The 7,499-nt window shown below is 38.3% G+C and carries 5 protein-coding genes and 1 pseudogene; 1 reads left to right on the plus strand and 5 read right to left on the minus strand.

Translation table 11 applies throughout. From position 1 onward, the window contains the following. Nucleotides 1-40 precede the first annotated feature (40 nt). A complete protein-coding gene (locus PGLA_RS05305; protein WP_068529787.1) occupies nucleotides 41-2,137 on the plus strand; it encodes a DUF5693 family protein in 2,097 nt (698 codons plus the stop codon). Nucleotides 2,138-2,249: 112 nt separating this feature from the next. Here the strand turns inward: PGLA_RS05305 and gnd are convergent, their stop codons facing one another. The 5 genes and pseudogenes from gnd to PGLA_RS28770 all read right to left on the minus strand — a co-directional run. Then, nucleotides 2,250-3,143: a phosphogluconate dehydrogenase (NAD(+)-dependent, decarboxylating) gene (gene gnd, locus PGLA_RS05310; RefSeq protein WP_068529789.1), complete on the minus strand. Its 894-nt coding sequence runs from the start codon at nucleotides 3,141-3,143 to the stop codon at nucleotides 2,250-2,252. A gap of 26 nt (nucleotides 3,144-3,169) precedes the next feature. Next, a complete protein-coding gene (gene zwf / locus PGLA_RS05315; protein ID WP_068529791.1) occupies nucleotides 3,170-4,687 on the minus strand; it encodes a glucose-6-phosphate dehydrogenase in 1,518 nt (505 codons plus the stop codon). Between the two features lie 622 nt (nucleotides 4,688-5,309). Continuing rightward, on the minus strand, nucleotides 5,310-6,647 hold the full coding sequence (locus PGLA_RS05320; protein WP_068529793.1) for a hypothetical protein: 1,338 nt from the start codon (nucleotides 6,645-6,647) through the stop codon (nucleotides 5,310-5,312). Nucleotides 6,648-6,690: 43 nt separating this feature from the next. Beyond that, nucleotides 6,691-7,239, minus strand: coding sequence for a sigma-70 family RNA polymerase sigma factor (locus PGLA_RS05325; protein ID WP_068529794.1), 549 nt, complete (start codon nucleotides 7,237-7,239; stop codon nucleotides 6,691-6,693). A gap of 87 nt (nucleotides 7,240-7,326) precedes the next feature. After that, nucleotides 7,327-7,499 (minus strand): annotated as a pseudogene (locus PGLA_RS28770) (IS30 family transposase); the annotation flags it as partial.

The raw sequence follows: 7,499 nt of genomic DNA on the forward strand, positions 1-7,499 counted from the left end.
ACTTTACGGTTCACAATAACCATGATGGAGATGAATGAAAATGAGTAATTTGTACAGTCAAATCAATCGAAGAATGTCGCGATGGTTATGGTGTCTAGTAATTGTAGGATTAGTAGCCTCTATTCCACTGGTATATCATCGTATGAATACAGAGAACACTGCTAACAATGTAGAGTTTGTTTTTAATTATAAGAACCTTCTTCAAATTTCAGACTACAAACCCAATCCGAAAGATTTCGTCGATGAACAACTAACATTAATGAAGCAAGCAGGAATCACATCTATGGCAGTTAATGAAAGTACACTCAACATCTTAAAGCTAAGTCGTAGAATTGAATTATTCTCCTCACATGAAGCCACCACGTTAAAGCAGACTCAGATATCTCCTAATGAAAACTTTACTTACATATTATTTTCCGAACAAGAATCAGAGATTGAAATGAAAAACATGATCGAACAAAGCTTTAAACGATTAAACATCAACATCCATCCTTGGACTTATAACAATCAGAACGGTCTCATTGTCGAAATGCCTATAGCAGATGCTGCTCTAGTGCCAATGGACCTTGATCCGATCACGATGACCATGTTGAAGAATAAAGGCTTTCATATTGTAGCTTCATTATCTAACCATCGCCAACCCTTTTCATTGGAGTACATGGAAGATGTATTGAAGGACTTAGATCGATTTGCTGTAAAGTCAGTTATTATTGATGGAACGTCAGTCCCAGGATATTCGAAAGATGGACAAGTGGATGACATTTCCTCGGTGGCTGATCTCTTTAATAAGCACAACTTGGGAGTAGCTTTCAAGGAGATGCAGAAAACTGACCCAATGGGGTATGACACCCTATCGACTCAACTAGATTATAATATTTTCCGTTTGCACAATTTCACCGAGAAAGATGCTAGCAAGCTTGTGGAGAACGTTACGCTGAAAGAACTAAACAATCGGATTCAACGGTTCTCTGACCGTTTTGTATTGGCAGTCGAAGATCGTAATATACGTATGATTCTTTTGAACAGTATCCCATCTCAAAGCGAAGAATCAGGCATGTATACAAACCCTCTTGAACATATATACGCTATTCTTGATGGCACCGATGGAGCTATACCAAGAATTCAAGACGCAGGATTCACGATCGACTCAGCACATTCATTTTCACTTTCCAACATGAACATCAATTCGATTCTAAAAATAATTATTGTATTAGGTAGCATTTCTTTAATAGCAATCATGATGTCATACTTTGTCCCCTCTTATGTATTGTCTATCTTTATTCTAGGACTGTTGGGATCCGTTGGAATCGGTATTCTTTCTTCAAATCTTTTGTATAAAATGCTAGCTCTCGGTGTAGCGATTTCGGCGCCAAGTATAGCGTTATTCATAGCGATTAACTGGTTACGTAATAAACAGAACACTAAGGTATCGGCAAACCCGTGGTTCGCATTCATTCTCTTTTTAAGCACATCACTATTATCACTTGTCGGTGGAATATTTATTGTTTCGCTGTTGGATAACATCACTTATTTACTATACATTGATCAATTTATCGGGGTTAGAATAGCGAGTTTGATCCCTATTGTTCTAGTTGGCTTGTACCTCATCTTTTTCAGTGAAGGACTTACTTTCGAAGGGAAAATTCTAAAAGCCAGACGTCTTCTATCAGCTCATATCAGTGTCCTCTGGGTTATAGGAGCAGGCTTCTCCCTAGTCGTCATGCTTTATTATTTATCGAGAACAGGAAATGGCGGAAGTGTAACTTCACTAGAATTATTGTTCAGATCTTTACTTGAGAATACGATCGGCATTCGACCTAGAATCAAAGAGTTCTTGTTCGCTCACCCCTTATTTATATTGGGTGCTTACCTTGCTATCAAACAAAGACCAGGTGCCTTGTATATATTAGCACTAGGGATCATTGGCCAAACCTCTCTTGTAGATACATTTGCTCATCTCCATACACCGTTTCATATTTCATTAATCCGTGCAGTGTACGGGGTGATATTTGGTGCCATCGTTAGTCTGCTGTATTTAGGGGCGTGGAACGTGCTCGAAAATCTGTGGAAAAAATTATCCCCATCGTCTGACCGTAAGCGTTCAGTAAATACGTATGGCAATAACTTACCGTTATAAATAGGTCATATAATAATTAACGACAAAGAACCGATAATCTAGGTGATTATCGGTTCTTTGTTTAATTATTATACTTTTTTAAAATGTAACCGTGTATCCATCATATTGTATGTTACTTCTTCTCCACAGCATGTCCACCGAATTCATTACGAAGCGCTGCTACAACTTTACCGGTAAATGTATCGTTTTCTTGTGAACGGTAGCGCATTAACAAGGACATAGCAATGACAGGAGTAGCGGTCTGTAGATCAAAAGCTTCTTCAACGGTCCATCTTCCTTCACCAGAGGAATTCATGACGCCTTTAATATCTTCCAACTTCGAATCCTTCGAGAAGGCATGCTCCATCAACTCGATTAACCAAGAACGAATGACCGAACCGTTATTCCATACACGCGCGACTTTTTCATAGTCAAACTCAAAATCACTTTTCTCTAAAACCTCAAATCCCTCACCGATGGAAGCCATCATACCGTATTCGATACCGTTGTGAACCATTTTCAAATAGTGTCCACTACCCGCTTTTCCAGCATACAGATAACCGTTCTCTACCGAGGTATCCTTAAATATTGGTTCGACAATGGTCCAAGCTTCTGGATCCCCACCAATCATATAACAAGCGCCGTTACGCGCTCCTTCCATACCACCTGATGTACCTACATCCATGAAGCTTATACCAATTTCTTTGAGTTCGTCATGACGACGGATCGATTCTTTATAATGAGAATTTCCAGCCTCAATAATAATATCTCCTTTAGACATGATAGGTGAAATCTCGCTGATTACTGAATCAACAACATGGTGAGGAACCATAATCCATACGATTCTTGGTGTTTCCATCGATTGAACTAGCTCTTGCATGGTCGTAGTGCCTTGAGCACCATATGTTTTCATTTCTTCTACAGCTTGAGCATTTAAGTCAAAAGCGACAACGTCATTTCCGTGATCGATAAGATTCTGTCCCAAGTTCATTCCCATTTTACCTAAACCAATTAATCCGACTTTCATGTTAGTGTCCTCCAAATTGTTGTAATTTATTTGCGGCTAGTTGGATAAGCATATTCTTCTTTTATCGTATTGGTACTATTCCAAGTTGTTGAGTCCAGTAACCATTTATATCCTTCAAAGGCTAATAATTCATCGGAACCTACTGGTCCATAGGACCCTGCCTCGTACATTTGCATAGGAATTAGATTATCATTGAATGCATTAAGTATCGGTTGAACCCACTTCCATGACAGTTCAACTTCATCCCAATGGGCAAAAAATGTCGAATCCCCATTCATCGCATCATGAATCAATTTTTCGTAAGCTTCAGGTGCATTTGTCTCATTCGAATAACAATCGATTCGTACGGGTTCTAACTCGCCATTATTATTTTTATTATTAAGTTGAATAAACATGCCTTCATTGGGACCTATCTCAATGACCAATATATTTGCCGTATTCCCATTACCATCTAAGGATTGTTTAGTTAAAGGCTCTTTGAATTCAATAACAATTCGTGTTGATTTTTCCTTTAATCTTTTTCCTGTTCGGATATAGAAAGGAACCTCGCTCCAAAAAAGATCATCGATCCACAGACGGGCTGCGACGAAAGTTTCAGTATCGGAATGAACTGCAACGCCAAGTTCATCGGTATATGCATCAACAGAATTCCCTTGGGATTCCCCTGCTATATATTGTCCACGAACAACATTATGAATAACGTCCTCTTGCTGTAAAGGTCGAAGTGACTCCATAACCGCTTTCTTTTTTAAGCTGACCGTACTAGCATCTCCACGTTTAGGAAGTTGAATAGCAATCATCATTAATAATTGGAGCATATGGTTCTGAAACATATCACGTAACGCTCCAGCATGATCGTAGTAACCCGCTCTCTCTTCTACGCCAACCGTTTCATTGGCAGTAATCTGAACGTTAGCAATATAATGGTTCGACCATAAATCTTGAAGATATGGGTTCGATGATTCGAGAACTTCAAGGTTCTGTACCATTGCCTTACCGAGGAAGTGGTCAATTCTAAAAATCTCTTCTTCATGAAATGCTTTACTGAGATTCTCATTTAGCTCTTGAGCTGATTTTAGATCACGGCCAAATGGTTTCTCGATAATCAGGCGTTTCCATCCTTGTGTAGTACCCAAGCCACTTCCATTGATATTTATAGCAATGACATCAAAGAATTCTGGTGAGACGGACAGATAGAATATTCTATTATCCGAAATATTTAATTCTTTCTCACGTTGAATGACGAGTTGAAGTAACTTCTCGTAATCTTCTATACGATTCACATCTAGTTGGCTATAACGGAACGCTGAAAGGAAAGCTTTCATTGTATCCGCATGGTTAGGTACATTTCTGGAAAATGTATTTAAAGACTTCTCTACAAGTCCTTGAAACATATCATTAGAGATTTCTTTTCTTCCTAAACCAATAACAGTGAATGACTTAGGCATCTTCTTTTCAATAAATAAATTATATAATGCAGGGTATATTTTTCTTTTTGCTAAATCCCCCGTCGCTCCAAACAAGACAAATGACATGGTGTCCATTTATATTCCTCCTCGTTCTTCATTTAATTTAAGACCAAAAAATTATTATATTTAATTACTTTTAGTTAGTGAATAATTTAATATTCCCAATACTAAACCTGTAATTTGATTAAGTCAATATAGAATGTCGAAAATGTGAACACAGAAAACAATTTCCATATATAACAGCGCTTTCAGGAATATCCAGTTCATTTCCATGAACAGGATATTCCATAAGCAGAACAATAAGAGCCTCAACGTTGAAGATAGTATCCCGATGTAACAACATTCCAAAAAAAAGCCTATCAAACTCATTCTTGAGAATGTCGGCAATTTTAATTATAGATCAATTGAGTACTGTCACTTGAAAAGGCTATCCATAGACAGCAGAGCCTCTGCATGTTTTATCCTATCTTAAATTGTAATTCGGTATCCGAAAACAAGGAGTAGAAGCACTAGAACGAAGAAGGTAAACAGCAGTATGTTGGGTAACTTATTTATCATTGGATTTCCTCCTGGTTTAACTAACGCGTAATGGACACTCCTATCTTAAATCCGCTATGTTACACCACTATGACAAAATAAAAAGACAACGCAAGGAACAAGCCAACTACTTGAATCGTAGTTGGCTTGTCTTAGAATTTTATTGCAATTGAATCTCTTGACCGTTTATCGTAACAAAGTCCACATTTTCGATTTGTATAACCTTTGGATAGAGTAATTTAACCCTTTCACTACTGGAGGATATTATTGACTCAGAATGGATCACGCTGCCGTCTTTATAATGAATAGCAATATTATCATCCGAACTACCTATTTCATTCAATCCCTTTCCCTCCAAGGTAATACCGAGCGTCGATACTTCAACGTTCGTAATTACGGCTTCGGCAAGCTTAATATTAACGCTAGCTTGTTTCGTATTCGTTGTCCCTTCCATAACAAAGGACGTCTTCCATTTACCCTGAAAATAATCTGTATACGTTGTAAAATACCCTCTTAGCTTTAAATCCTTAAGTTGTGAAATATCGGCTATATCATACACATATTCAATATAATCTCCCCCCATACCGACCTGGTCTATCTCATATGCGCCATAACTGATTGAGTACCTAGCGATATCCTGTCTATTCCCATTCAAATCTGTGAAATAAAAATAGCCATGGTTGAAGCGTCCCATATCGGATTCCGGGTTAACTTGAATATGAAGCTTGCCATCGACAAATCCGATGTTAGAGATGTATTGCCAGTCCATCCCAGGAAGTGACATATGAATCTTATCTTTTTCAAGAACAGCTATTTCCTCCTGCTCCCATATTTCTTCAATTCCCTCCCCACCTAAACCACTTATGTCATCCTTTTGTCGATTTAAAAATGTAGTTCCACTCGCCGGTTTATCATTAAGAAGTGAGTACAGATCGAAACCAGGGTTATACTCTTTCTCAGTCATCGCACCACTCAAGAAAGAATCTATTCTAACGGTAATCTTGTTACCATTTAGCTTCTTTCCACCATTTACTAACATGCGCATGGTAGCTGTTTTCGTTGCTTCGTCGTAATGAATCAATTGGGCATTATGGGTGGTGACACCCTTTGCAGAGTAATCATAAATATCAAGTTTATCATCGATTCGGTTACCCGTTAAATCAGTCATATTAAAATAAATAGCGGCCATCTCATCGTCACTTACAGCTGCGAGCGTCTCCATCTTAATGCCTTGATCCTCACTTACTTGACTGACAGGTTGCAGAAATCTAACCATATCCTTTTCAATGAACTTCGATAAAAAGGATAGGTCAATTACACCCATTCCAGCGGCACTTGTCACAAGCAATAACGAAATGGTGGCTACCATGGCAATAGAATAGAACTTTTTCCTATGTTTTTTAGTTGGCTGTATTTCCTCAATCCCAGCCTTCGCATAAAATATTGACTTAATATTCAACAAATTCCCTTCAGTAAATTCCAAAGGCGGTTTAGACATTTTGACTTTTCACATCCTTAAATATGTAATTGATTGAAACAGATTAATCATCATTGTTTTCCTTTAGAAACAACTTTCTTAACTGTTGCTTAGATCGGTAAATTTTGTTCTGTACCTGTCTTAATTGAAGTGATAGCGCCTTAGAAATCTCAGCAGGCTTCTGCTCATAGTAGATTCTACGTATCATAATCTCACGATCTGGTCCCGAAAAGGTATGAATTGCTTCCAACAATTCTTCATCCTTCTCACGATTTACAACTCCGCTTAGAATATCTTCAGATTTCAGGTTCATATTGTCTTCAAATGGTACTATGTATGTTTTTTGAAGCTTGCGGAATCTATCAATGGCTTTGTTCTTCGCGATAATCGCTAGATATGTCTTTAAACTCCCTCGTTCTGCATCAAATGCTAGAGGGTTCTGCCAAAATGAGAAAAAAACGTCTGCGACACATTCTTCTACTTCTTCATTAGAAGCATTGTTTAATACAGAACCGACTACCGTCCAGAGCAATTTTGAATACATTTCCATCACGAATTCAATAGCTTTGGTATCCTTCATTTCGACTGCGGTTCTTATTTGATTGTCATTCATGCCTCCATGCTCACCTCCGTTTCTCTATTAAAATGCATACACTATACTATTCGAAGGAAATATCATTTTTTCTCATATGACAGATTGTCAAGTCAAGTGCGACAGGGCTTCCATGAAAGCTTCGTGAGCAGACTTCCAGCCTAGACATTTACGCGGGCGATCGTTAATAAGGCGGATGGCTTCAGCAAGCTGCTTATCTGTGACCTTAGCGAAGTCATGACCTTTGGGGAAGAACTCCCTCTTACGGCCCTTCACGTTTC

The sequence above is a fragment of the Paenibacillus glacialis genome (assembly GCF_001637205.1).
GTDB classification, from domain to species: Bacteria; Bacillota; Bacilli; order Paenibacillales; family Paenibacillaceae; genus Paenibacillus_AQ; species Paenibacillus_AQ glacialis.